General features: G+C 70.7%; 19 protein-coding genes. 6 read left to right on the top strand and 13 right to left on the bottom strand.

Annotation, left to right across the window (positions count from 1 at the left end; all coding sequences use genetic code 11):
* Window positions 1-8: 8 nt before the first annotated feature.
* The 9 genes from nbrcactino_RS10630 to tkt all read right to left on the bottom strand — a co-directional run bounded on the left by nbrcactino_RS10630 (window position 9) and on the right by tkt (window position 11,765).
* Window positions 9-2,273 carry a heavy metal translocating P-type ATPase gene (locus nbrcactino_RS10630; RefSeq protein WP_161927322.1) on the bottom strand — a complete coding sequence of 755 codons (2,265 nt, stop codon included), beginning with the start codon at window positions 2,271-2,273 and terminating at the stop codon, window positions 9-11.
* A 32-nt stretch (window positions 2,274-2,305) separates the two neighbouring features.
* Window positions 2,306-3,241, bottom strand: coding sequence for a DUF8832 domain-containing protein (locus nbrcactino_RS10625; protein WP_161927321.1), 936 nt, complete (start codon window positions 3,239-3,241; stop codon window positions 2,306-2,308).
* A gap of 10 nt (window positions 3,242-3,251) precedes the next feature.
* Window positions 3,252-3,461, bottom strand: a complete 210-nt coding sequence (locus nbrcactino_RS10620) for a heavy-metal-associated domain-containing protein (protein WP_161927320.1) — start codon at window positions 3,459-3,461, stop codon at window positions 3,252-3,254.
* A gap of 109 nt (window positions 3,462-3,570) precedes the next feature.
* The gene (locus nbrcactino_RS10615) at window positions 3,571-5,211 is read right to left on the bottom strand and encodes a long-chain fatty acid--CoA ligase (RefSeq protein ID WP_161927319.1); all 1,641 of its coding nucleotides are present in this window, start codon (window positions 5,209-5,211) and stop codon (window positions 3,571-3,573) included.
* A 92-nt stretch (window positions 5,212-5,303) separates the two neighbouring features.
* Entirely contained in the window at window positions 5,304-6,059 is a 756-nt protein-coding gene (gene pgl, locus nbrcactino_RS10610; RefSeq protein ID WP_161927318.1) for a 6-phosphogluconolactonase, read from the bottom strand.
* A 4-nt stretch (window positions 6,060-6,063) separates the two neighbouring features.
* Window positions 6,064-6,972: a glucose-6-phosphate dehydrogenase assembly protein OpcA gene (locus nbrcactino_RS10605; protein WP_161927317.1), complete on the bottom strand. Its 909-nt coding sequence runs from the start codon at window positions 6,970-6,972 to the stop codon at window positions 6,064-6,066.
* Window positions 6,969-8,510: a glucose-6-phosphate dehydrogenase gene (zwf, locus tag nbrcactino_RS10600; RefSeq protein WP_161927713.1), complete on the bottom strand. Its 1,542-nt coding sequence runs from the start codon at window positions 8,508-8,510 to the stop codon at window positions 6,969-6,971. Before zwf ends, nbrcactino_RS10605 begins: the two co-directional genes overlap by 4 nt.
* A 5-nt stretch (window positions 8,511-8,515) precedes the next feature.
* Window positions 8,516-9,631: a transaldolase gene (tal, locus tag nbrcactino_RS10595; protein ID WP_161927316.1), complete on the bottom strand. Its 1,116-nt coding sequence runs from the start codon at window positions 9,629-9,631 to the stop codon at window positions 8,516-8,518.
* A 46-nt stretch (window positions 9,632-9,677) separates the two neighbouring features.
* Entirely contained in the window at window positions 9,678-11,765 is a 2,088-nt protein-coding gene (gene tkt / locus nbrcactino_RS10590; protein ID WP_161927315.1) for a transketolase, read from the bottom strand.
* Window positions 11,766-11,959: 194 nt separating this feature from the next.
* Between tkt and nbrcactino_RS10585 the strand changes: the two genes are divergently transcribed.
* Window positions 11,960-12,925, top strand: a complete 966-nt coding sequence (locus nbrcactino_RS10585) for a heme o synthase (protein WP_161927712.1) — start codon at window positions 11,960-11,962, stop codon at window positions 12,923-12,925.
* 31 nt (window positions 12,926-12,956) lie between these two features.
* Here the strand turns inward: nbrcactino_RS10585 and nbrcactino_RS10580 are convergent, their stop codons facing one another.
* A complete protein-coding gene (locus nbrcactino_RS10580; RefSeq protein WP_161927314.1) occupies window positions 12,957-13,922 on the bottom strand; it encodes a quinone oxidoreductase family protein in 966 nt (321 codons plus the stop codon).
* A gap of 80 nt (window positions 13,923-14,002) precedes the next feature.
* On the opposite strand from nbrcactino_RS10580, the gene nbrcactino_RS10575 reads away from it, so the two are divergent.
* Window positions 14,003-14,380 carry a hypothetical protein gene (locus nbrcactino_RS10575; RefSeq protein WP_161927313.1) on the top strand — a complete coding sequence of 126 codons (378 nt, stop codon included), beginning with the start codon at window positions 14,003-14,005 and terminating at the stop codon, window positions 14,378-14,380.
* Window positions 14,381-14,419: 39 nt separating this feature from the next.
* Window positions 14,420-15,409, top strand: coding sequence for a COX15/CtaA family protein (locus nbrcactino_RS10570; RefSeq protein WP_161927312.1), 990 nt, complete (start codon window positions 14,420-14,422; stop codon window positions 15,407-15,409).
* Here nbrcactino_RS10570 and nbrcactino_RS10565 read toward each other — a convergent pair.
* The 3 genes from nbrcactino_RS10565 to mptB are packed head-to-tail and all read right to left on the bottom strand — an operon-like array spanning window position 15,396 to window position 18,941.
* Window positions 15,396-16,193, bottom strand: coding sequence for an ABC transporter permease (locus nbrcactino_RS10565; RefSeq protein ID WP_161927311.1), 798 nt, complete (start codon window positions 16,191-16,193; stop codon window positions 15,396-15,398). The genes nbrcactino_RS10570 and nbrcactino_RS10565 overlap by 14 nt on opposite strands.
* On the bottom strand, window positions 16,190-17,155 hold the full coding sequence (locus nbrcactino_RS10560; protein WP_161927310.1) for an ABC transporter ATP-binding protein: 966 nt from the start codon (window positions 17,153-17,155) through the stop codon (window positions 16,190-16,192). The genes nbrcactino_RS10565 and nbrcactino_RS10560 overlap by 4 nt, the downstream gene beginning before the upstream one ends.
* 1 nt (window position 17,156) lies before the next feature.
* Window positions 17,157-18,941, bottom strand: a complete 1,785-nt coding sequence (mptB, locus tag nbrcactino_RS10555; protein WP_161927309.1) for a polyprenol phosphomannose-dependent alpha 1,6 mannosyltransferase MptB — start codon at window positions 18,939-18,941, stop codon at window positions 17,157-17,159.
* A 110-nt stretch (window positions 18,942-19,051) separates the two neighbouring features.
* Between mptB and nbrcactino_RS10550 the strand changes: the two genes are divergently transcribed.
* Genes nbrcactino_RS10550 through sufD form a run of 3 tightly spaced genes read left to right on the top strand, consistent with a single transcriptional unit; the run spans window position 19,052 to window position 22,454 of the window.
* Window positions 19,052-19,810: a helix-turn-helix transcriptional regulator gene (locus tag nbrcactino_RS10550; RefSeq protein ID WP_161927308.1), complete on the top strand. Its 759-nt coding sequence runs from the start codon at window positions 19,052-19,054 to the stop codon at window positions 19,808-19,810.
* A complete protein-coding gene (gene sufB / locus nbrcactino_RS10545) occupies window positions 19,810-21,261 on the top strand; it encodes a Fe-S cluster assembly protein SufB (protein ID WP_161927307.1) in 1,452 nt (483 codons plus the stop codon). Before nbrcactino_RS10550 ends, sufB begins: the two co-directional genes overlap by 1 nt.
* Window positions 21,261-22,454: a Fe-S cluster assembly protein SufD gene (gene sufD, locus nbrcactino_RS10540; protein WP_161927306.1), complete on the top strand. Its 1,194-nt coding sequence runs from the start codon at window positions 21,261-21,263 to the stop codon at window positions 22,452-22,454. Before sufB ends, sufD begins: the two co-directional genes overlap by 1 nt.
* Window positions 22,455-22,477: the final 23 nt, after the last annotated feature.

Genomic DNA, 22,477 nt, shown 5'->3' with positions numbered 1-22,477 from the left:
GACGGGCCTCAGGCGCGAAAGCGCCGCAGCCGCAGGCTGTTTCCGACGACGAAGACGCTGGAGAAGGCCATCGCGGCACCGGCGAGCATCGGGTTGAGCAGGCCCAGGGCGGCCAGCGGGATCGCGGCCACGTTGTAGGCGAAAGCCCAGAACAGGTTCGTCTTGATCGTCCGCAGCGTCGCCCGGGACAGCCGGATCGCCGTCGCCGCGCCGCGCAGGTCGTCGTTGACCAGGGTGATGTCGGAGGCCTCGATCGCCACGTCGGTACCGGCCCCCATCGCCAGCCCGAGATCGGCCTGCGCGAGCGCCGCGGCGTCGTTGACCCCGTCGCCGACCATGGCCACGGTCCGGCCGTCTTGCTGCAGCGCGGAGATCGCGGCGACCTTGTCGGCGGGCAGCACCTCGGCGATGACCTCGTCGATGCCGACGGCGTCGGCGACGGTGTGGGCGACCGCCCGGTTGTCGCCGGTCAGCAGCACCGGGTGCAGGCCGAGGTCCTTGAGGTGGGCCACCGCCTGGGCGCTCGTCGGTTTGACCGAGTCGGCCACGACGAGCAGACCGGCCGGTGCGGCGTCGACGGCCACCGCGACCACGGTGTGCCCGAGCTGCTGCGACGCGGTGAACGCCGTGTCCAGGTCGGGCGGCAGCGCAATCCCGTTCTCGGCCAGCAGTGCGGGTCGGCCGATCAGGACCTCCCGGCCGCCGACGGTGCCGCGCACCCCGTTGCCGGCGAGGTTGGCGAAGCCGGTCACCTCGGGCAGGTCGCCGGCCTCGGCCCGCGCGCCGCGCGCGATGGCCGCGGCGATCGGGTGCTCCGAGGCGTCTTCGACGGCACCGGTGGTCCGGATCAACTCGGTGCGGTCGACTCCCTCGGCGGGGATGGCGTCGACGAGGGTCATCTCGCCGGTGGTCACGGTTCCGGTCTTGTCCATGACGACGGTGTCGACCCGCCGGGTGGACTCGAGGATCTCCGGGCCCTTGATGAGGATGCCCATCTGGGCGCCGCGGCCGGTGCCGACCAGCAGCGCCGTCGGGGTGGCCAGCCCCAGCGCGCACGGGCAGGCGATGATGAGGACAGCCACGGCGGCGGTGAAGGCGGTGGTGGCACCCGCGCCCGCGCCCAACCAGACCCCGAGGGTCGCCACCGCGATCACCAAGACGACCGGGACGAAGACACCGGCGATCCGGTCGGCGAGGCGGGCGACCGGTGCCTTGCCCGATTGAGCTTGAGTGACCAACCGGGCCATCCCGGCCAGCGTGGTGGCGTCGCCGACCCGGGTCGCCCGGACCACCAGCCGTCCACCGGAGTTGACCGTCGCACCGATCACCGCCGAGTCGGGGCCGACCTCGACCGGCACTGATTCGCCGGTCAACATCGATTCGTCCACCGCGGAGGTGCCGCTGACGACCACCCCGTCGGTGGCGACCTTCTCACCCGGGCGGACGACGAACTCGTCGCCGACCCGCAGCTCGGCGACGGGGATCCGACGCTCGGTGCCGTCGCGCAGCACGGCGACGTCCTTGGCGCCCAGGTCGAGGAGTGCGCGGAGCGCGGCCCCGGCCTCGCGCTTGGCACGCTTCTCGAAGTACCGCCCGGCCAGGATGAACATGATCACCCCGGCCGCGACTTCGAGGTAGATGTGCGACGCGCCGTCGCCGCGGGTGACGGCGAGGGAGAACGGGTGGCGCAGACCGGGTTCGCCGGCGGTCCCGAGGAACAGTGCGTAGAGCGACCAGGTGAACGCGGCGAGCGTTCCCACCGAAACGAGGGTGTCCATCGTCGCCGCTCCGTGGCGCAGGTTGATCCACGCGGCCCGGTGGAACGGCCAACCGGCCCAGACGACGACCGGGGCGGCCAGGGTCAGGCTGGCCCACTGCCAGTAGGTGAACTGCCAGGCCGGGACCATCGCGAGGACGATCACCGGTATCGACAGGATCACCGCGCCGATCAGGCGGTTGCGCAGCCCGGTCAGCTCGGCCTCGGCGGCGAGGGTCGCGGGGTCGGCGGCGTCGGACGAGTCGCGCGCCGGCGGCTCGGGCAGGCGGGCGGTGTATCCGGCGCCCTCGACCTCGGCGACCAGGTCGGCGGGGTCCATCGTCGACGGGGCGCTGACATGGGCGGATTCCGTCGCGTAGTTGACCTCGGCGGTGACCCCGTCGAGCTTGTTGAGCTTGCGCTCGATCCGGTTGGCGCACGAGGCGCAGGTCATCCCGCCGATGGCCAGGTCGAGGACCGTGGTGTCGCCGGTGGTCTCGGTGTCGGGTGCCGACATGGCGGCGGCTCCTCTCGAATCGGTGGTGGTGCTCAGTGCGCGGCGTCGACCACGAAGGCGGCGGTGCGCACGACGCCGTCGACCTGGAAGTCGAAGTAGAGCAGGTAGCGCCCGCTCGACGGGACCTGTGCGTGGAAGGCGACCGTGCCGGATTCCCCGTGCGCGCCGTGCTCCCCGCTGTCCCCGTGGCCTTCGTGTCCTCCCTGGCCGCCGTGATTGCCCTCGGCGGTGTCGAGCGGGTGGACGTGGGTGTAGGCGAGGTCGCCGCTGCGCAGCGCCACCAGATGTCCCCGGGCGCCGAGGTAGGGCTGCAACGGCGCCGGGTGCCCGTCGTGGGCCACCCGGATGGTCAGCGTCTGCGCCGCATCGGGGGAGAGGTCGCCGGTCAGCGTCGCGGTGAACCCGTCGACGGTGCTGATCCGGCTCGGCGGGGCCGAGACCGGGGCGAAGTCGCCGCCGACCTGCAGGTCGCTGCCCAGGACGACCGGTGTGTCACCGTCTCGGTCGCCGGGGACGAAGTCGGCCAGGACCCGGTAGGTGCCCGCGGCCGCGGCGCGCCACGGGGTGCGCCACACGCCTGCCCCGTCGCGCTGCGGATGCAGGTGGGCGAAATGTGCCCCGTCGGCGCGCACCACGATCAGGTGCAGCTGCTTCTCGTGGGCGGTGCGGAAGTCGGTGAGCGGCTTGCCGTCGGCGCCGGTGATGGAAAAGTGCAGCGTCGCGGTGTCGCCGGCCCGTACGGGGCCGGTGAGCCCGGTCAGCGCATAGCCCTGCGCCGTGCGGCTGGTGCCGGCGACGGCGGCGTGGTCATCGTCGTGGGTGCCGTGGGCGGTGGACTGGTCGTGCTGATTGGGGGAGGCGTCGCGCCCGTGTTGGTCGGGGACGGCATAGCGCCCCACCAGCAATGCGGCCACGAAGACGGCGACCAGCCCGGCGGCGAACAGGGCCAGGCGGCTCGGCGCGTTCACCCCGGCCCCGTCAGGCCCGGACTGCGGAGTAGCCGGCCTCGGTGACCGCGGCCAGGATCGCGGCGTCGTCGACGTCGCCGGCGGCGGTGACGGTCAGCGAACCGGTGGCGGAGCTGACCTGGACGTCGGTGACGCCGGCCACCCCGTCGACTTCTTCGCGGACCGACGCCTCGCAATGCCCGCAGGTCATCCCGGTGACTTGGTACTGAGCCGTGCTCATGGCAACCCCTCGCTGGTCGGGGCGGTTCGCTGCCGAACCGCCGATACCCCCCCAAGGTATACCCAGGGGGGGTATCGGTCAAGACTCGTCGGAGCGGGTGGAACCGGTCCTAGTCGCGCACCTCGAGGACCTCGTAGGCGCCGTCGGCGTACTCGGCGCGGATGCGCTTCTTGTCGAACTTGCCGACCGACGTCTTGGGGACCTCGGTGACGAAGGCCCAGCGCTCGGGCAATTGCCAGCGGGGGACCAGGTCGCCGAGGTGGGCGCGCAGCTTGGTCGGGTCCGCGTCGGTCGCGTCGGCGACGACGGCCAGCACAAACGGCCGCTCATCCCACTTGTCGTCGGGAACCGCCACGACGGCGGCCTCGGTGACGGCCGGGTTGGACATGATGGTGTTCTCCAACTCGACCGAGGAGATCCACTCGCCGCCGGTCTTGATCAGGTCCTTGGTCCGGTCGACGATCGTCATGTACCCGTCCGGGCTGATGGTCGCGACGTCGCCGGTGCGCAGCCAGCCGTCGGCGAACTTGTCGTCGTTGGAGACGTTGCCCTCCGGCGAGTAGTAGGCGCCGGTGATCCACGGCCCACGGACCTGCAGCTCGCCGGCCGCCTCGCCGTCCCACGGCAGGATCGAACCGTCGTCGGCGACCAGGCGGGCCTCCACCGAGGCGGGGAAGCGGCCCTGGGTGACGCGATAGGCGAAGGCGTCGTCGTCGGCAACGCCGAACGGCGGTCGCGACACGGTGCCCAGCGGCGACGTCTCGGTCATGCCCCAGGCGTGGGTGATCGGTGCGCCGAACCCGTCGAACTGGCGGATCATCGACGGCGGGACCGCCGCTCCGCCGACGACCACCTCGCGCAGGTGGCTGATGTCCTGCGGCGTGGCGGCCAGCTGCGCGGCCACGCCCTGCCAGATCGTCGGCACCGCGGCGGCGAAGGTCGGCTTCGCGGCGGCCATGATCGCCAGCAGCGGCTCGGGCTGCAGGAACCGGTCCGGCATGACCAGCGTGAGACCGGCCATCATCGCCGCGTAGGGCAGGCCCCACGACATGACGTGGAACATCGGCACGATCGCCAGCACCGAGTCGGTGTTGCCCAGTCCCATGCCCGACGAACTGCAGACCTGCATCGAGTGCAGCCAGATGCTCCGGTGGCTGTACACGACGCCCTTCGGGTCGCCGGTGGTGCCGGAGGTGTAACACATCACCGCGGCGTCGGTCTCGCTGATCTCGGGCCATTCGTAGGTGGTCGGCTCGTCGGCGATGAGTTCGTCGAAGGAGTGCACGGTGATGCCCTCGGGGGCCTCGAAGGCGCTGGCCGGTCCGTTGGCGACGATGATGTGGCGCACCCCCGGGGTGCCCTTCACATACTGCGCGAGCATCGGGGCGAGCGAGGCGTCGACGATGATGGCCTGGTCGTCGGCGTGGTTGATGATGAAGACCGCCTGCTCCGGCGAGAGCCGCAGGTTCAGGGTGTGCAGAACCGCGCCCATCGCGGGGACCGCGCCGTAGGCGATCTGGTGCTCGTTGTTGTTCCACATGAACGTGGCGACGCGGTCACCCCGGTTGATGCCGAGCTTGGCCAAGGCATGCGCAAGCTGCGCGCTGCGGTCGCCGAGCTCCGGGAAGGAGATGGGGCGCAACTCGGAACCGGTCCAAGTGGTGACCCCGGTTTCGGGGAAAGTGCGACGGCTGTACTCCACCAGTCGCGCAATGGTCAGCTCGCCGGTCTGCATGGTCGATGCGATCACAATCCTGCCTTCCTAGTCATGGTGTGACTCAACTTACAGCCAGGCGTGCAGACCGGATATCGGGGTCCGATTTCGGTGATTGGGCCGGGAGATCAGAGCTGCGCGGCGGCGTTCTCGTCGAGGAACCAGACCGTGGCGTCCCGTCCGTGGGCCCCGGCGCACGGCCAATCGGCCGCCGCCGCGCCGTGCACGCCGGCGGCGACCGCCTCGGCCTTGTCGGCGCCGGCCACCAGGAACCACACCTGCCGTGACGAGTTCACCGCGGGCAGCGTCAGGGTGATGCGCCGCGGCGGCGGCTTGGGTGAGTCGGTGACCGCGACCACCGACCGGGAGGTCTCGGCGACGGCGGGCGTGTGGGGGAACAGGGAGTTGATGTGGCCCTCTCCGCCCATCCCCAGCAGGTGGACGTCGAATACCGCGCCGTCGGGCCCCGGCTCGAGTGCATCGACGACCGCCCCGTACGCCGCCGCGGCGGCCACGATGTCGTCGCCGAACTCGCCGTCGGAGGCGGGCATCTCGAACACGCGGCACCCGGAGGCGTCGGGGTCGTCGAGGAGGGCGGCGCGGGCCTGGCCGACATTGCGGTCCCCGTCGTCGGCAGGGACGAACCGGTCGTCGCCGAAGTAGAGGTGCAGCGCCGGGAAGTCGATCTCGGCCGCCCGGCCGACGAGCGCCTCGAGCAGTGCGATGCCGTTGCTGCCGCCGGTGAGGACGACCCGGGCCAGGCCGCGTTCGCGCTGGGCCGCGGCGATGGTGTCGACGAGCCGGTCGGCGGCGGCGGCCACCAGGCCCGCGGCACCGGGGTGGATCGACGTCTGTGGTGCGGGGGTCTGTGGTGCGGGGGTCATCTCATCACCTCGTGGTGTGCAGGAGCCGTTTCGTGCCGTGCAGCGCACGGGCATAGGTCTCGTCGGGGTCGAGGCGGCGGAGTTCCTCGGCGAGGCACTCGCCGGTGGTCCGCTCGCGCCAAGGACTGCGCACATCGGGGCGACCGGGGTCGCGCACCAGGGTGTCCGGTCCGTCGGCGGTCAGGGAGAGCAGGCCGTCGGCACAGTCGATGTCGACGCCGAGGTCCCCGGTGAGGCGTTCGGTCGGGACGCGCAGGCATTCGGCCAACCAACCCGCGAGCAGGTCCAATCCGACCGACGGGCCCGGGCCGCTCACCCGCACCGCCAGCGGCTTGCGCGCGGGCACCCGGTCGAAAGCGGCGGCCAGCAGGGCCCGCCACGGGGTGATCTGCGCCCATGCGATGTCGGTGTCGCCGGGGGAGTAGCTGCGCAGGCGCTGGGCCACGATCCCCTGGGCGTCGAAGCGGTTGGTCCCGTCGAGGATGCGCCGGCCGGCCAAGGCGCCCAACCGGTCGCGGGCCGGGTTCTTCGGGGAGGTACCCGGCCACCAGGTGACCACCGGGGTGTCCGGCAGCAGGAACGGCGTCACCACCGCGTGCGCGTGGGCGCCGAGTTCTCCGAACAGGTGCAGGACCACGACCTCCGACGCGCCGGCGTCACCGCCGACCCGGATCTCGGCGTCGAGCCGGGCGCCCTTGCGGCGGTCGGCCGCCGCGGCGACGATGACGCGGCAGGGGTGTTCGCGGCTGGCCTCGTTGGCCGCGGCGATGGCCGCCTCGGTGTCATCCCCGGGCTCGGTCTTGACGATGAGCGTCAGGACGCGACCGATCGTCACCGCGCCGCCCAGGTCGCGCATCCGCACGAGTTCCTTGGAGATCTCGGTGGTCGAGGTGTCTGAGAGTGTCTTGATCATGGTCGCCGCCAGCTCCGGCCGGTGCGCGCGAGCATCTCGTCGGCGCTGTGCGGCCCCCAGGTGCCCGATTCGTAGGTCTCCGGTTTGCCCTTCTTGGCCCACGAGTCGAGGACGGGGTCGAGGATCTCCCAGGACAACTCGACCTCCTCGTTGACCGGGAACAACGACGGTTCGCCCAGGAGCACGTCGAGGATGAGGCGCTCGTAGGCCTCCGGCGAGGCGACGGTGAACGCCTCGCCATAGCTGAAGTCCATGTTCACGTCGCGCACCTCCATCGACGATCCCGGCACCTTCGAGCCGAATCGCAGCGTCACCCCCTCGTCGGGCTGTACCCGGATGACCAGGGCGTTCTGTCCGAGCTCCTCGGTCATCGTCGCATCGAAGGGCAGGTGCGGCGCCCGTTTGAACACCAGCGCGATCTCGGTGACGCGGCGCCCCAGGCGTTTGCCGGTGCGCAGGTAGAACGGCACACCCGCCCATCGGCGCGTGTCGACCTCCAGCGCGATGGCCGCATAGGTCTCGGTCGTCGAGTCGTGGGCGAAGCCCTCCTCGTCGAGCAGGCCGCAGACCTTCTCGTTGCCCTGCCAGCCGGGGCCGTACTGGCCGCGCGCGGAGTTCTCCGCCAGCGGCAGGATGTTGCGCGTGGCGGAGAGGACCTTGATCTTCTCCGCCTGCAACTCGGACGGGGCGAACGACACCGGTTCCTCCATGGCCACCAGCGCCAACAACTGCAGCAGGTGGTTCTGGATGACGTCGCGCGCGGCGCCGATGCCGTCGTAATAGCCGGCACGGCCGCCCAGACCGATGTCTTCGGCCATGGTGATTTGGACGTGGTCGATGTAGTGGGCGCTCCACACCGGGTCGAACAGCTGGTTGGCAAAGCGCAGCGCCAGGATGTTCTGCACGGTCTCCTTGCCGAGGTAGTGGTCGATGCGGAACACCGAGTCCTCGGGGAAGACGCTGTTGACGACCTCGTTGAGTTTGCGCGCACTCGCCAGGTCGTGCCCGAAGGGCTTCTCGATCACCACGCGCCGCCACCGACCCTCATGCGGTTGGGCCAGTTCGGAGCGCTTCAGCTGGTCGCAGACCACGGGGAAGGCGTCGGGCGGAACCGAGAGGTAGAAGGCGTGGTTGCCGTCGGTGCCGCGTTCGGCGTCGAGGGCGGTCAGCGTCGACGACAACCGCGCGAAGGCGTCGTCGTCGTCGAAGGTGCCCTGGACGAACCGGAAGCCCTTGGCCAACTCGCGCCACACGTCCTCGCGGAACGGGGTGCGGGAATGGGCGCGCACCGCGTCGTGGACGATCTGGGCGAAGTCCTCGTCGGCCCAGTCGCGCCGGGCGAACCCGACGAGGGCGAAACCGCTCGGCAGCAGCCCGCGGTTGGCCAGGTCGTAGATCGCCGGCATCAACTTGCGGCGCGCGAGGTCACCGGTGACGCCGAAGATCACCATGCTGCACGGGCCGGCGATCCGGGGTAGCCGCTTGTCGTTCTCGTCGCGGAGCGGGTTGTGCCGACGTGCGGCACGGGCGGACGGCACCGGCGTCAGGCCTTGGCGCCGAGTTGGTCCGCCGTCGCGGCCAGCAGATCCGACCACGCGTCGATGAACTTGGTGACGCCCTCGTCCTCGAGTAGGACGAAGACGTCGTCCAGATCGACGCCGGCGGCGGCGATCTGGGTCATCGTCTCCCGGGCCGAGGCCTCCTGGCCGATGATCGACTCGCGGTCGACCCATCCGTGGTCGGCAAAGGCCTCCATGGTCTTGCCCGGCATCGTGTTCACGGTGTCGGGGGCGACCAGCTCGGAGACGTAGAGCGTGTCGGCGTAGTCGGGGTTCTTGGTGCCCGTCGACGCCCACAGCGCCCGCTGCGGCCGGGCGCCCTGCGCGGCCAGATCGGGGAACCGGACCTCCCGGGTGAAGACGTCGAGGTAGCGCGCGTAGGCGAGGCGGGCGTTGGCCAGCCCGGCCTTGCCGCGCAGGGCCAGCGCCTCGTCGGTGCCGATCGCCTCGAGACGCTTGTCGATCTCGGTGTCGACGCGCGAGACGAAGAAGGACGCCACCGAGTGCAGGGTCGCGATGTCGTGGCCGGCGGCGAGCGCGGCGTCGAGCCCGTCGAGGAAGGCCTCGATGACCTCGCCGTAGCGGTCGACGGAGAAGATCAGCGTCACGTTGACGCTGATGCCCTCGGCCAGCACCCGGGTGATCGCCGGCAGACCGGCTTTGGTGGCCGGGATCTTGATGAGCAGGTTGGGCCGGTCGACCGCCTGCCACAGCTCGATCGCCTGCGCGACGGTGCCGTCGGTGTCGTGGGCCAGGCGCGGATCCACCTCGATCGACACCCGGCCGTCGACGCCGTCGGACTCGACGAAGACCGGTGCGAAGACGTCGCACGCGTCGCGCACGTCGTCGGTGGTGATGGTGCGGATCGCGGCGTCGACATCGGCGCCGCCGGCGGCCAGCGCGGCAACCTGCTCGGCGTAGCTGTCGCCGGCGGACAGGGCGGCCTGGAAGATCGACGGGTTGGTCGTCACGCCGACCACCGACCGGGTCGCGATCAACTCGGCCAGCCGGCCGCTGCGCAGCAAATCGCGCGACAGGTCGTCGAGCCAGACCGAGACCCCGGCCTCACTCAGTTCCGCCAAACGCTCGTTCGTACTCATTCGGGCCACTCCTTCAGATGGTGGGTCGGCCGCGCCGGCCGGGTGGTTACTTCGCCTTGGCGATGGAGCGCTGCGCCGCCTCGGTGACGGCGGCGGCGGTCACGCCGAACTTCTCGTACAAAACCTCGTATCCGGCCGAGGCGCCGTAGTGCTCGATGGAGACGATCTCGCCGGCGTCGCCGACGAATCGGTACCAGGTCAATGCGATTCCGGCCTCCACCGCGACCCGCGCCCGGACCTGCGGCGGCAGCACCGAATCCCGGTACTCCTGCGGCTGTGCGTCGAACCATTCGACGCAGGGCATGGAGACGACGCGGGCGTCGACGCCGGTCTCGGCCAGGGCGGCCCGGGCCTGCACGGCAAGCTGGACCTCCGAGCCGGTGGCGATGAGGACGACGTCGGGGGTCTCGCCCGTCGAGTCGGCGAGGATGTAGCCGCCGGCGGCCACGCCCTCCGCGGACGTGCCCTCCAGTACCGGCACGTTCTGCCGGGTCAGGGCCAGGCCCGCCGGGTTGTCGCGCCGGGTCAAGACCTGTGCCCAGGCGTGGGCGGTTTCGTTGGCGTCGGCCGGGCGGATCACGTCGAGGTGGGGGATCGCCCGCAGCGCGGCCAGGTGCTCGATGGGCTGATGGGTCGGCCCGTCCTCGCCGAGGCCGATCGAGTCGTGGGTCCACACGTAGATCGGGTCGATCTCCATCAGCGCGGCCAGTCGGACGGCCGGGCGCATGTAGTCGGCGAACTGCAGGAAGGTGCCGCCGTAGGCGCGCGTCGGGCCGTGCAGCACGATGCCCGAGAGGATGGCGCCCATCGCGTGCTCGCGGATCCCGAAGTGCAGGGTGCGCCCGTACGGGTCGGCGGTCCAGGTCGACGTGGAGATCGACGCCGGGCCAAAGGATTTCGCCCCGGCGATGGTCGTGTTGTTCGACCCGGCGAGGTCGGCCGAGCCGCCCCACAGCTCGGGCAGCACCGGGCCGAGCGCGCCGAGCACCTTGCCCGAGGCGCTGCGGGTTGCGACGGACTCGCCGGCATTCCAGCTCGGCAGGGCGTCGCGCCAGCCGTCGGGGAGTTCGTGGGCGTGCAGCCGGTCGAACAGTGCCTTGCGGTCCGGCGCACCGGCGGCCCAGGCGTCGAAGGCGGCGGTCCAGTCGGCCCGCACCGCGGCGGCCCGCTCGGCCAGCGAGCGGGTGTGGCTGATGACCTCGTCGGATACCGCGAAGTCGGCCTCGGGGTCGAAGCCGAGGATCTTCTTCGTCTCGGCGATCTCCTCGGCGCCCAGGGCCGCGCCGTGGGCCGAGCCGGTGTTCATCTTGGTCGGCGCCGGGTAGCCGATTACGGTGCGCAGGCAGATCAGCGACGGACGGTCGGTCACCGCCTTGGCCGCCTGCACGGCTGCCTCGATCCCGACGACGTTCTCTCCGCCGTCGACGTTCTGCACGTGCCATCCGTAGGACCGGTAGCGCTCGGCGACGTCCTCGGACAGGGCGATGTCGGTGTCGTCCTCGATAGAGATCTGGTTCTGGTCGTAGAAGACGATCAGGTTGCCCAACTGCTGGGTCCCGGCCAGCGAACTGGCCTCGCCGGTGACGCCCTCTTGGATGTCGCCGTCGGAGGCGATGACATAGATGAAGTGGTCGAAGGGGCTGGCGCCCGGCGCGGCGTCGGGGTCGAACAGGCCGCGCTCGTAGCGCGACGCCATGCTCATGCCGACGGCGGAGGCAAGGCCCTGGCCGAGCGGGCCGGTGGTGATCTCCACGCCCTTGGTGTGGCGGTACTCCGGGTGGCCGGGGGTCAGCGAGCCCCAGGTGCGAAGGGCTTTGAGGTCGTCGAGTTCGAGTCCGAAACCGCCGAGGTACAGCTGGACGTACAGGGTCAGACTGCTGTGCCCGCAGGACAGGACGAACCGGTCGCGGCCCACCCACTCGGGGTCGGTCGGGTCGTGGCGGAGGACGCGCTGGAACAGGGTGTAGGCCAGCGGGGCCAGGCTCATCGCGGTGCCGGGGTGGCCGCTGCCGCACTTCTGCACGGCGTCGGCGGCGAGCAGCCGGGCGGTGTCCACCGCGGCGGTGTCGACATCGGTCCAGTCGTCGGGATGGGCGGGCTGGGTCAGCTTGGCGATCTCGTCGGTGTGGACCACGGTGGTGCGTTCTCCTGGGATGGGCGTGACGGTGTCAGCTTCAGCCTAGTAGGGAAGTGGCCCGACGACAGAAGGGGCGGCGGTGAACGGCCCGGTTCGGTCGCCGGCGAGTCCCGGTCTACACTTCGTAGTAGTGCGATCCGCGGTCGACCGGTCCGGTCCCGCGGAAAGAGTCCCAACAAGTGCGGAGTGGCATGGTGAGCGGTGAGCGCGCGGGCACGAGCCCGGTGGTCGATCACTCGCCCGAAGATTCGGTGCCCACGCGCGTGCGCAACATCCTTGCGGCCTATATCGCCCTGACCAAGCCGCGGGTGATCGAGCTGTTGCTGGTCGCGACCATCCCGGTGATGCTCCAAGCCGACCGCGGCCACGTCGACATCGGGTTGATCGCGGCGACGCTCATCGGCGGTTGGTTGGGTGCGGCGAGCGCCAACACCCTGAACATGGTCGCCGACGCCGACATCGACCAGAAGATGCGGCGGACCCAGCGCCGGCCGTTGGCCCGCCACGCGGTGACCCCGCGCGCGGCACTCGTCTTCGGCATCGTGCTCGGCGCGGCGTCGTTCGTCGTCCTGTGGCGGTTCGCCAACCTGCTGGCGGCGATCCTGGTGATGATCACGATCGCCTTCTACGTCGGCGTCTACACCTTGATCCTCAAACGCCGCACGTCGCAGAACGTGGTGTGGGGCGGTGCGGCAGGATGCATGCCGACCCTCGTCGGCTGGGCCGCGGTCACCGGATCGCTGAGTTGGCAGCCGGTCGTGCTGTTCCTGGTGATCTTCTTCTGGACGCCGCCGCACACCTGGGCGTTGGCCATGCGCTACCGCGAGGATTACGAGGCGGCCGGGGTGCCGATGCTGCCGGTGGTGGCGACCGAGGAGTACGTCACCCGCCAGATGGTGATCTACACCGTCGCGACGGTGGTGACCTCCCTGGTGCTGATCCCGGCGACCGGAGTCATCTACGCCGCCGTCGCGATCGCCGCGGGTGCCTGGTTCACCCAGCGCGTGTGGAAGCTGTACCGCGAGACGCGGGCCGGCAAGGAAGTCGTCCCGCTCAAGGTCTTCCTCCAGTCCAACGAGTACCTGGCCGCCCTGTTCTGCGGTCTGGCCATCGACGCGGTGTTCCACCTGCCGACCATCGCGTCTTACTTCTCCTGAGCCGGGCCCTCGATCCCGCTGCGGTCGGGTGCTAGGCGGTCAACACGATCGACCCGGTCGTCTTCCGCGACTCGAGATCTCGATGCGCTTGTGCCGCGTCGGCGAGCCGGTAGTGCGCCCCGACGCGGATGGCCACCGCACCGCCGGCCACCGCCTCGACGAAACGGGTGCTGCGCAGGGCGAACTCCGCGGCGTCGGCGATGAAGTGCGCGAGCGTCGGGCGGGTCACCGACAACGACCCGGCGCCGTTGAGCCGCTGCAGGTCGAAGGGGGGAACCGGACCGCTGGCGGCGCCGAAGAGGACGACGGTGCCGCGGATCCGCGTCGCGGCAAGACTCTGCTCGAAGGTGTCCGCACCGACCCCGTCGTAGGCCACCGCCACGCCCTTGCCGTCGGTGAGGTCGGCGACGCGGGCGGCCAGGTCCGGGCCGTAGCGCAGCACGTGGGTGGCCCCGGCACCGCGGGACAGTGTTTCCTTCTCGTCGGAGGAGACCGTGGTGATGACGGTGATCCCGGCCGCGACGGCCAGCTGGGTCAGGATCAGGCCGACCCCGCCGGCCCCGGCGTGCACGAGAATGGTGTCCCCGGCGCGCGGATGGGCGGCACCGTCGAGGAGGTAGTCGGCGGTGAGCCCCTGCAACAGCATCGTCCCGGCCGCGTCGTCGGCAATCGCTGCGGGGACGGGCACCGCGCGATCGGCACCGACGACGACCCGCTGCGCATACGACCCGGCCGCATCGCACCAGGCGACCCGGTCGCCGACGGCGATCCCCGTGACGCCCTCGCCGACGACGGCCACGACGCCGGCACCCTCGGATCCCGGGATGTAGGGCGGATGGCTGGGGTACAGGCCGCGGCGCAGATAGGTGTCGATGAAGTTCACCCCGGCCGCCCGCGTGTCGACGACGACCTGCCCCGGGCCGGGTACCGGATCCGGTGCCTCCTGCCAGGCCAGGACGTCGGGTCCGCCGTGTTCGGTCACCACGATCGCGTGCATGTTCCCAGTTGTACACCCGGTGCGCCGGGCCGCAACACCGGCGACCCGCCGCGGCCCGGCGGCGAAGTATCATCGTTGCCATGAGCGAGGACAGCGCGCAGACGACTGCCGAGACCACCGGCCCCTCCGCCCCCGCCGGGGTGGTCCATTCCATCCGTCGGTACGTGAGCCGCGAGGGCGGTTCGGCGACCGCGGTCCTGCAGCCGATCGGCGAGGCCGGGGTGCGCATCACCCTCGTCGGCGGCGACGGCGGATACCTTGGCGACCGCGTGGTCGCCGACGAGGCGACCGCCCAGGCGGTGGTCGACGCGGTGGACGGGCTGAGCGTCTCCGACGAGTGGACCCGCGAACTGGTCTCGACCGCGCGGATTGCGCCGTCGCACTGGCGCAAGATGGCCGGCTGGGTGGCCCACCAGACCCGGTTCCCGAAGGCCCGCAACAGCGCCGAGCTCGACTGATTCGCCCCCGCGACCTGCGAATCTACGACACTGCGTAGTATGAGCGTCGTGGCCGCCAACCCGATCGTCGCGACGTGGTACCGCGTCGTCGACCTCCTGCCCCTGCCCGGACTCCGCACGCAGCGGCGCATCGCGCTCGCCGCCTTGCTGGCCCAAGCGCTGATCGCCCTCACCGGTTCGGTGGTCCGCGTGACCGGGTCCGGTCTGGGCTGTCCGACCTGGCCGAAGTGCCACGACGACTCGCTGCTGCCGCTGCCTTCCGAAGAGGTGCCCTGGTGGCACCAGGCCATCGAATTCGGCAACCGACAGATCGCCGTGTGGATCGTCGTCACCACCGCCGCCGCGGTCGTCCTGGCCGTGTCCCGGGCACGTCGGCGCCGCGAGGTCCTCGTCTACGCGTGGATCCTGCCCGCCTCGACGGTGGCGCAGGCGGTCCTCGGCGGGATCACCGTGCTGACCGGCTTGAAGTGGTGGGTGGTCGGCGCCCACCTGCTCGTCTCGGCGGCGATGGTCTGGATCGCGGCCACCCTCTACGCGAAGGTCGCCCAGCCCGACGACGGGGTCCGCGTCGATGCGGCGCCGCCGACGGCCCGCCGCCTCGTCGCCGCCTCGGTGGTGGCGTTGTCCCTGGCGCTGGCCGCGGGGGTGACGGTCACCGGTGCCGGACCCCACGCCGGCGACCGCACCAGGCCCGAGGCGATCGACCGGCTCAAGGTGAGCATTCCGCTGCTGACCACCGTGCACGGATTGCTCGTCGTGGTCTACTTGGCGCTGATCCTGGCGGCGCTCCTGGTGATCCGTCGCGCTGAACCCGACCCGGTCGTCCTGCGGCGCAGTCGCATCGTCATCATCGCCGTGGTGGCGCAGTCGTTGATCGGCATCGTCCAGTACTTCACCAACGTCCCGGCGCTGCTCGTGGTGCTCCACGTGGCCGGCGCGTGTTCGGTGGTCGCCGAAACGGCCATTCTGTACCAGGTCATGCGTCCCCGCGTCGCGGTGGGCGAGCGCGACGAGCTCAGTCGAATCTGAACCACTTCACCGCCGCGGCGGTGCCCAGCACGGCCCACACGGCTAACACAAGGAAGGCGGGGAGGGCGAAGCGGCCCTCGCCCGCCTCGCGCAGCGCGTCGGCCAGGGCACCCGACGGGGTACCGCGGGCGAAGGTGCGCGCCCCGTCGGGGACGCGCGAACCCAAAACCACCAGGCTCGCGAAACCGGCCAGGACGAACCAGATCAGGTTGGCCGCGGCGAGGACGACTTCCGCCTTGCCGGTGCCGCCCAGCGCCAGCCCCAAGGCCGCGAACATCACCGTGCCGAGCACGATCGCGACGGCCGCATAGCCCATCCCGCCCGCGTTGGGCCGCCAGCCGAACACGGCCGCGATGCCGCTGAGCAGGACCATCTGCGCGAGGACGACGATCAGCACGGCGATCGACTTCCCGGCGATGATGCCCCACCGCGGGATGGCGGTGGCCCCGAGGCGCTTGAGCGCGCCGTAACGGCGGTCGAATCCGACCGCGATCGCCTGGCCGGTGAACGCCGTCGACATGATCGCGACGGCCAGGATCACCGGCAAGAAGGTGTGGGCGCGGGCCGAAGGGGAGTCGCCGGCATCGGTGGACAGCGGGATCAGGCACAGGCCGATGAGCAGGGTGATCGGGATGAACATCGTCAGCAGCAACTGCTCGCCGTTGCGCAGCAGCAGGCGCAGCTCCAGCGCGGACTGGGCGGCGATCATCGACGCGACCGGTGCGGGCCGGGGCGCCGGCGCGAAGACGCCCGGCTCGAAGGCGGGGGCGGTGTCGGTACTCATGCACGGACCTCCCGGCCGGTCAGATTGAGGAAGACGTCCTGCAGGCTCGACCCGTCGACGCGCAACTCGGTGATCTGTACGTCCTGTTCGGCGCACCACGCGGTGACCGCGGCGATCGCTGTCGGCGTCGTGGGGCCGCGCAGCAGGTAGGTGCCCGGCGCCGTCTCCGCGCCGGTGACCGGCGCGCCCCCGCAGGCACGGCTGACCGCGCCGGCGGTGTCGGTGATCGCGATCCCGGCGGCCGCGGAGATCCGCAGACCGCCCGCATCGTGGGAGGTCAGCTCCTGCGGGGTTCCCGAGGCGACGACGCGCCCGGCGTCGATGATGACGATGTCGTCGGCCAGCCCCTCGGCCTCGTCGAGCATGTGGGTGGTCAGCAGCACGCTCACGCCGTCGGCGCGCAGGGCGGTGATGAGGTCCCACACGACGATCCGCGCGTGGGCGTCGAGGCCGGCGGTCGGCTCGTCGAGGAAGACGAGCTCCGGCCGTCCTACCAGCGCACAGGCCAGCGACAGCCGCTGTTGCTGGCCACCGGAGAGGCGGCGGAACGGGACCTTGCCGACCGAGCTCAGGCCGAGGACGTCCAGCAACCACTCGGGATCGAGGGGGTTGGCGCTGTAGGCGGCACACAGGCGCAGCATCTCGGCCGCGCGGGCGCCCGGGTAGGCGCCGCCGCCCTGCAGCATCACGCCGATGCGGGCGCGCAGCGCATCGTTATCGGCGCGCGGGTCGAGTCCGAGCACGCGCACCTCGCCGGCGTCGGGGGCGGTGAAGCCCTCGCAGATCTCCACCGTCGTCGTCTTACCCGCCCCGTTGGGGCCGAGTAGCGCCAGCACCGAGCCGCGGCGCATCGTCAGGTCGATCCCGTCGACCGCGGTGACGGTGCCGTAGGACTTGCGCAGGCCGGTGAGGCGGACGGCGGCGTCATCGCGGGGTGGAGCGGTTCGGGACACGCCCTCCACCCTATTCGCCGCCGCCGGACCGCCCGATCGAGGGCAGCCACTTGGGTTTCTCCTCGAAGAACAGGGCGGTGAGCACGGCGACCATCATGATCGCCGCCAGCAGTCCCTGCGCCAACACGATGCCGGTGGTGTTGGAACTCGTCGGCATGACGACGGTGGCGATGAGCGCCGACGAGGCGATCGCGCCGATGCGGAACCAGCGGTCGGAGGCCCAGGCCGCCAGCGGGATGACCGCCCACAGCAGGTACCAGGCCTGGGCGAAGGGGGAGAAGGCGACGATGGTGGCCATCGAGATGCCGAGCGCGCCGATCGGGTGGATGCGCCCGCCGAGGGCGGCCAGCAGCCAGCGGATGATGAACGCCCCGGCGATCAGTTGGCCCAGCGGGCGGACGATGTCGAGAATCGCCTGGGTGTGATCGCCCAGCCCCAGCCCGATGCCGGTGCGGCCGGCGCCGACCGACAGCAGGGTCGGCATCGACATCCACGAGCGGACGATGTCGCCGGTCGACAAGGTCCGCGTCCAGCCGAACCCCAGTCCGGTGCCGACGCAGATCCCGACGATCACCACGACCGCGATGGCGCCCATGAGCAATGCCGAGCGCGCCAGCGCGACCACCGTGTGCCGGTAGGTCGTCCACCACTCCCGTATGGGCAGCCCCCGCAGGGTGGGCAGGGTCGCGCCCCACCGCCGTGCGAGTGCGACGCCGAGGAAGCCCATTGCGATGATCGAGGTCGCCTTGATCATCGACGACATGGCGATGACGCCGGCGCCCGCGATCAGCAGCCAACCGGCGGCCGACGGCAACCACCGCCACCGTGAACTGTGCAGGGCCCGCCCGGAGTCGACGGCGGCCAGCCCCAATTCGAGGCCGACGAGCATCATGCCCAGCATCAGCGACTCGTTGTGGATGCCGCCGACGAGGTGCAGGATCACCAGCGGGTTCATCGCGCCGAGCCACAGCGCGGCGATCGGGGAGACGCCGCACCGGCGTGCGAGCCGCGGCAGGGCCCAGACGATCATCGCCACACCCGACAACGCCAGCATGCGGTGGAGGAAGATCCCCACGGTGATGTTGTCGCCGGTCAACGCGGTGATGTGCTGGCCCAGCCACAAGAACAGCGGCCCGTAGGGCGCCGGGGTGTCCTTCCAGATGTTGGGCACCGAGCCGGCCAGTTCGTAGAGCGGGTGATCGGGCGGCAGGCCGTTCAGCGGGCTGACCGTGTACGGGTCGTTGCCGATGTAGGCGATCGCGCTCTGCGCCAGGTAGGAGTAGATGTCCTTCGACAGCAGCGGCGGCGCGACGATGATCGGGGCGATCCACAGCAGCAGCGTGTGGTCGGCCTGGCGTCGGGTCATCCGGCGGGCAGGGGTGGTGCCGTGGAAGACCTCGACGCTGAGCCGGCCCACGGCGAAACGACCGATCAGCAGCCAGGCGACCACGAGCATCAGGGTGCCGCCGATCGACAGCGACAGCGCGGTGCCGAACATCCGCGACGGCAGCGACAGCAGGCGCATCCCGGCCACCGGATTCTGGCTGACCGGGATCGCGCCGGTCCCCAGCGAACCGATGAGCAGCAGAATCGAGCCGGTGGCGCCGAAGATTTTGATCCTCGTCAGGCGTTTGTTCTCGTCGGCGTCGAGGGGGCCGACCTCGGGCTCGTCGGTGTGCAACCCCGCGACGGAGGCGCCGAACTCCGATTCGTCGTCGCGGTTCGGCGGCGCCGGCTCGCCGGCCCGCTTGCGGCGCGGGGACAACCCGAGGTAGTCGAGCAGGGAGGAGGCCACGAGACAGAACTGTAGTCGGCGCCGACGCGGTCTCGGACGGGGTCCGAGGGTAAGGCCACCCTTGCTTGTGGGGCCGGAATCAATTACGTCACACTTGTGTTGTGAAAAGCATGACCACTTCCCGACGAACCCGGCGCGCCGACGGCGCGGTGGGCGTCGGTGAGCTGGTCCGGCCGGGCGGATCGACCGACGGCCAGACGCGCCAGGCCGTCGTCGAGCTCCTTGGGGCCGACGGCCCCCTGACGGCCGGCGATATCGCCGACCGGCTCGGAATCAGCCCGGCCGGCGTGCGCCGCCACCTCGATGCCCTGCTGGCGACCGGCGACGTCGAGACCGCTCAGACCGGCCAGGGATTCGGCGGCGGCCAGCGCGGCCGGGGCCGACCCGCCAAATGGTTCCAGCTGACCGCGGCCGGCCGCGGCAAGTTGCGCCACGCCTACGACGACCTGGCCAGTGCGGCGCTGCGTGCGCTACGCAGCGCCGGCGGTGACGACGCGATCGCCGCGTTCGCCCACGAGCGCATCGAGCGGGTGACCGCCGAGGTCGTTCCGGCCGCCGACGCCGATGCCGTTCCGGACACGATCGAGCAGATCGCCTCGGCCCTGACCGGCGCCGGGTACGCCGCCAACACGCGTGCGGTCGGGTCCGGTGTGCAGATCTGCCAGCACCACTGCCCGGTCGCGCACGTCGCGGCCGAGTTCCCCGAGCTGTGCGAAGCCGAGACGCAGCGCTTCACCGAACTCCTCGGCACCCACGTCCAGCGCCTGGCGACCATCGCCAACGGCGACTGTGCCTGTACGACCCATATCCCGTTGACAGCCCCGGTAACCGGCGCACAGCCCGCGCCGATCGAAAAGGAAGGCTCCTGATGACGCTCACCGAGCAGACACAGACCCCGACGCCCGCGACACCGATGACCCAGGACGAGACGATCGCCTCCCTGGGCCACTACGGCTACGGGTGGGCGGATTCCGATGAGGCCGGTGCGTCGGCCAAGCGCGGTCTGTCCGAGGCCGTCGTCGCCGACATCTCGGCGAAGAAGAACGAGCCGGAGTGGATGCTCGAGGCCCGGCTCAAGGCGCTGCGCATCTTCGACCGCAAGCCGATGCCGACCTGGGGCGCCGAACTCGACGAGATCGACTTCGACAACATCAAGTACTTCGTGCGTTCCACCGAGAAGCAGGCCGAATCCTGGGAGGACCTGCCCGAGGACATCCGCAACACCTACGACCGGCTGGGCATCCCGGAAGCCGAGAAGCAGCGCCTCGTCGCCGGCGTCGCCGCGCAGTACGAGTCCGAGGTCGTCTACCACCAGATCCGCGAGGACCTGGAGGAGAAGGGCGTCATCTTCCTCGACACCGACTCCGGCCTGCGCGAGCACCCGGAACTGTTCCAGGAGTACTTCGGCTCGGTGATCCCGGCCGGCGACAACAAGTTCTCCGCGCTCAACACGGCCGTCTGGTCGGGTGGGTCGTTCATCTACGTGCCGCCGGGCGTGCACGTGGACATCCCGCTGCAGGCCTACTTCCGGATCAACACCGAGAACATGGGCCAGTTCGAGCGGACGCTGATCATCGTCGACGAGGACGCCTACGTCCACTACGTCGAGGGGTGCACCGCGCCGATCTACAAGTCGGACTCGCTGCACTCGGCCGTCGTCGAGATCATCGTCAAGAAGGGTGGTCGGTGCCGCTACACCACCATCCAGAACTGGTCGAACAACGTCTACAACCTGGTCACCAAGCGCGCCAAGGCCGAGGCCGGCGCGACCATGGAGTGGGTCGACGGGAACATCGGGTCCAAGGTGACCATGAAGTACCCGGCGGTGTGGCTGACCGGCGAGTACGCCAAGGGCGAGGTCCTCTCGGTGGCCTTTGCCGGGGCGGGCCAGCACCAGGACACCGGCTCGAAGATGGTCCACCTGGCGCCGAACACCTCGAGCAACATCGTCTCCAAGTCGGTGGCGCGCGGCGGCGGCCGGTCGTCGTACCGCGGCTTGATCAAGATCAACCCGGGTGCGCACGGCAGCCGGTCGACGGTGAAGTGTGACGCGCTGCTGGTCGACCAGATCAGCCGCAGCGACACCTACCCCTACGTCGACATCCGCGAGGACGACGTCACCATGGGCCACGAGGCGACCGTCTCCAAGGTCTCCGACGACCAGCTGTTCTACCTGATGAGCCGCGGTCTCACCGAGGACGAGGCGATGGCCATGGTGGTGCGCGGCTTCGTCGAGCCCATCGCCAAGGAACTGCCGATGGAGTACGCGCTCGAACTCAACCGGCTCATCGAGCTGCAAATGGAAGGAGCCGTCGGCTGATGTCGGACAGCACCACGCAGAGCAACCCCGCGGCGACGGTCGTCGCCAACAAGGGCGAACTCTTCACGTCGTTCGACGTCGAGGCCTTCGAGGTCCCCGGGCAGCACGAGGAGGCATGGCGGTTCACCCCGTTCCGCCGCCTCCGCGGCCTGCACAACGGCACGGCGCCGGCCACCGGAACCGCGGCCGTCGAGGTCGGGACCGCCGACGCGAGCCTGCCCGACGGGCTGACCGTGGAAACCGTCGCCCGCGGCGACGAGCGCCTGGGCCAGGGCGGCGTTCCCTTCGACCGCGTTGCGGCACAAGCGTTCTCGTCGTTCCCCGAGGCCACCATCCTCACCGTCGCGGCCGAGGCCGTCCTCGACGAGCCGGTCAATGTCGTCATCACCGGTCCGGGCGAGGGGGAGACGGCTTACGGCCATCTCCAGGTCCGGGTCGAGCGGTTCGCCAAGGCCGTCATCGTGCTCGACCAGCGCGGCAGCGGCACCTACGCGGAGAACATCGAGTTCATCGTCGGGGACGGCGCCCACCTGACCGTCGTCAACCTGCACGAGTGGGCCGATGACACGGTGCACGTCGCGACACACCACGCGCTGCTGCAGCGCGACGCCACGCTGCGCCACTTCGCGATCTCCCTCGGCGGCAACCTGGTGCGGCTCTCACCCATCGTGCGCTATGCCGCTCCCGGTGGCGACGCCGAGATGTGGGGCCTGTACTTCGCCGACGCCGGCCAGCACCTCGAACAGCGACTGCTCGTCGACCACTCGCAGCCCCACTGCCGCTCTTTCGTCACCTACAAGGGTGCGCTGCGGGGCGACCCGTCGGGCGACAAGCGCAAAGAGGCGCACACCGTGTGGATCGGCGACGTCCTGATCCGCCCGGCGGCCGAGGGGACCGACACCTACGAGCTGAACCGCAACCTGGTCCTCACCGACGGTGCGCGGGCCGACTCCGTGCCGAACCTGGAGATCGAGACCGGCGAGATCGTCGGCGCGGGCCACGCGAGCGCCACCGGCCGATTCGACGACGAGCAGCTGTTCTACCTGATGGCCCGCGGGATCCCCGAGGACGCCGCCCGCCGCCTCGTCGTGCGCGGATTCTTCGGCGAGGTCATCGCCAAGATCCCGGTGCCCGCCCTGCGCGACCGGCTGACCGAGGCCGTCGAGGCCGAACTGGCCGTCGGCGGCGTCTGACCCCGCCACCCAGCCCACCAACC

It is taken from the genome of Gordonia crocea, from assembly GCF_009932435.1.
GTDB classification, from domain to species: Bacteria; Actinomycetota; Actinomycetes; order Mycobacteriales; family Mycobacteriaceae; genus Gordonia; species Gordonia crocea.
The sequence above is the reverse complement of the archived record's forward strand: the minus strand, read 5'-3'. Positions and strand labels throughout refer to the sequence as shown.

Excerpts from the sequence above, each read along its gene's own strand:
- nbrcactino_RS10630 (WP_161927322.1), bottom strand. The coding sequence starts at position 2,273 with ATGTCGGCACCCGACACCGAGACCACCGGCGACACCACGGTCCTCGAC.
- nbrcactino_RS10620 (WP_161927320.1), bottom strand. The coding sequence starts at position 3,461 with ATGAGCACGGCTCAGTACCAAGTCACCGGGATGACCTGCGGGCATTGC.
- pgl (WP_161927318.1), bottom strand. The coding sequence starts at position 6,059 with ATGACCCCCGCACCACAGACCCCCGCACCACAGACGTCGATCCACCCC.
- nbrcactino_RS10605 (WP_161927317.1), bottom strand. The coding sequence starts at position 6,972 with ATGATCAAGACACTCTCAGACACCTCGACCACCGAGATCTCCAAGGAA.
- tal (WP_161927316.1), bottom strand. The coding sequence starts at position 9,631 with ATGAGTACGAACGAGCGTTTGGCGGAACTGAGTGAGGCCGGGGTCTCG.
- nbrcactino_RS10585 (WP_161927712.1), top strand. The coding sequence starts at position 11,960 with ATGGTGAGCGGTGAGCGCGCGGGCACGAGCCCGGTGGTCGATCACTCG.
- nbrcactino_RS10580 (WP_161927314.1), bottom strand. The coding sequence starts at position 13,922 with ATGCACGCGATCGTGGTGACCGAACACGGCGGACCCGACGTCCTGGCC.
- nbrcactino_RS10575 (WP_161927313.1), top strand. The coding sequence starts at position 14,003 with ATGAGCGAGGACAGCGCGCAGACGACTGCCGAGACCACCGGCCCCTCC.
- nbrcactino_RS10570 (WP_161927312.1), top strand. The coding sequence starts at position 14,420 with ATGAGCGTCGTGGCCGCCAACCCGATCGTCGCGACGTGGTACCGCGTC.
- nbrcactino_RS10565 (WP_161927311.1), bottom strand. The coding sequence starts at position 16,193 with ATGAGTACCGACACCGCCCCCGCCTTCGAGCCGGGCGTCTTCGCGCCG.
- nbrcactino_RS10550 (WP_161927308.1), top strand. The coding sequence starts at position 19,052 with ATGACCACTTCCCGACGAACCCGGCGCGCCGACGGCGCGGTGGGCGTC.
- sufB (WP_161927307.1), top strand. The coding sequence starts at position 19,810 with ATGACGCTCACCGAGCAGACACAGACCCCGACGCCCGCGACACCGATG.
- sufD (WP_161927306.1), top strand. The coding sequence starts at position 21,261 with ATGTCGGACAGCACCACGCAGAGCAACCCCGCGGCGACGGTCGTCGCC.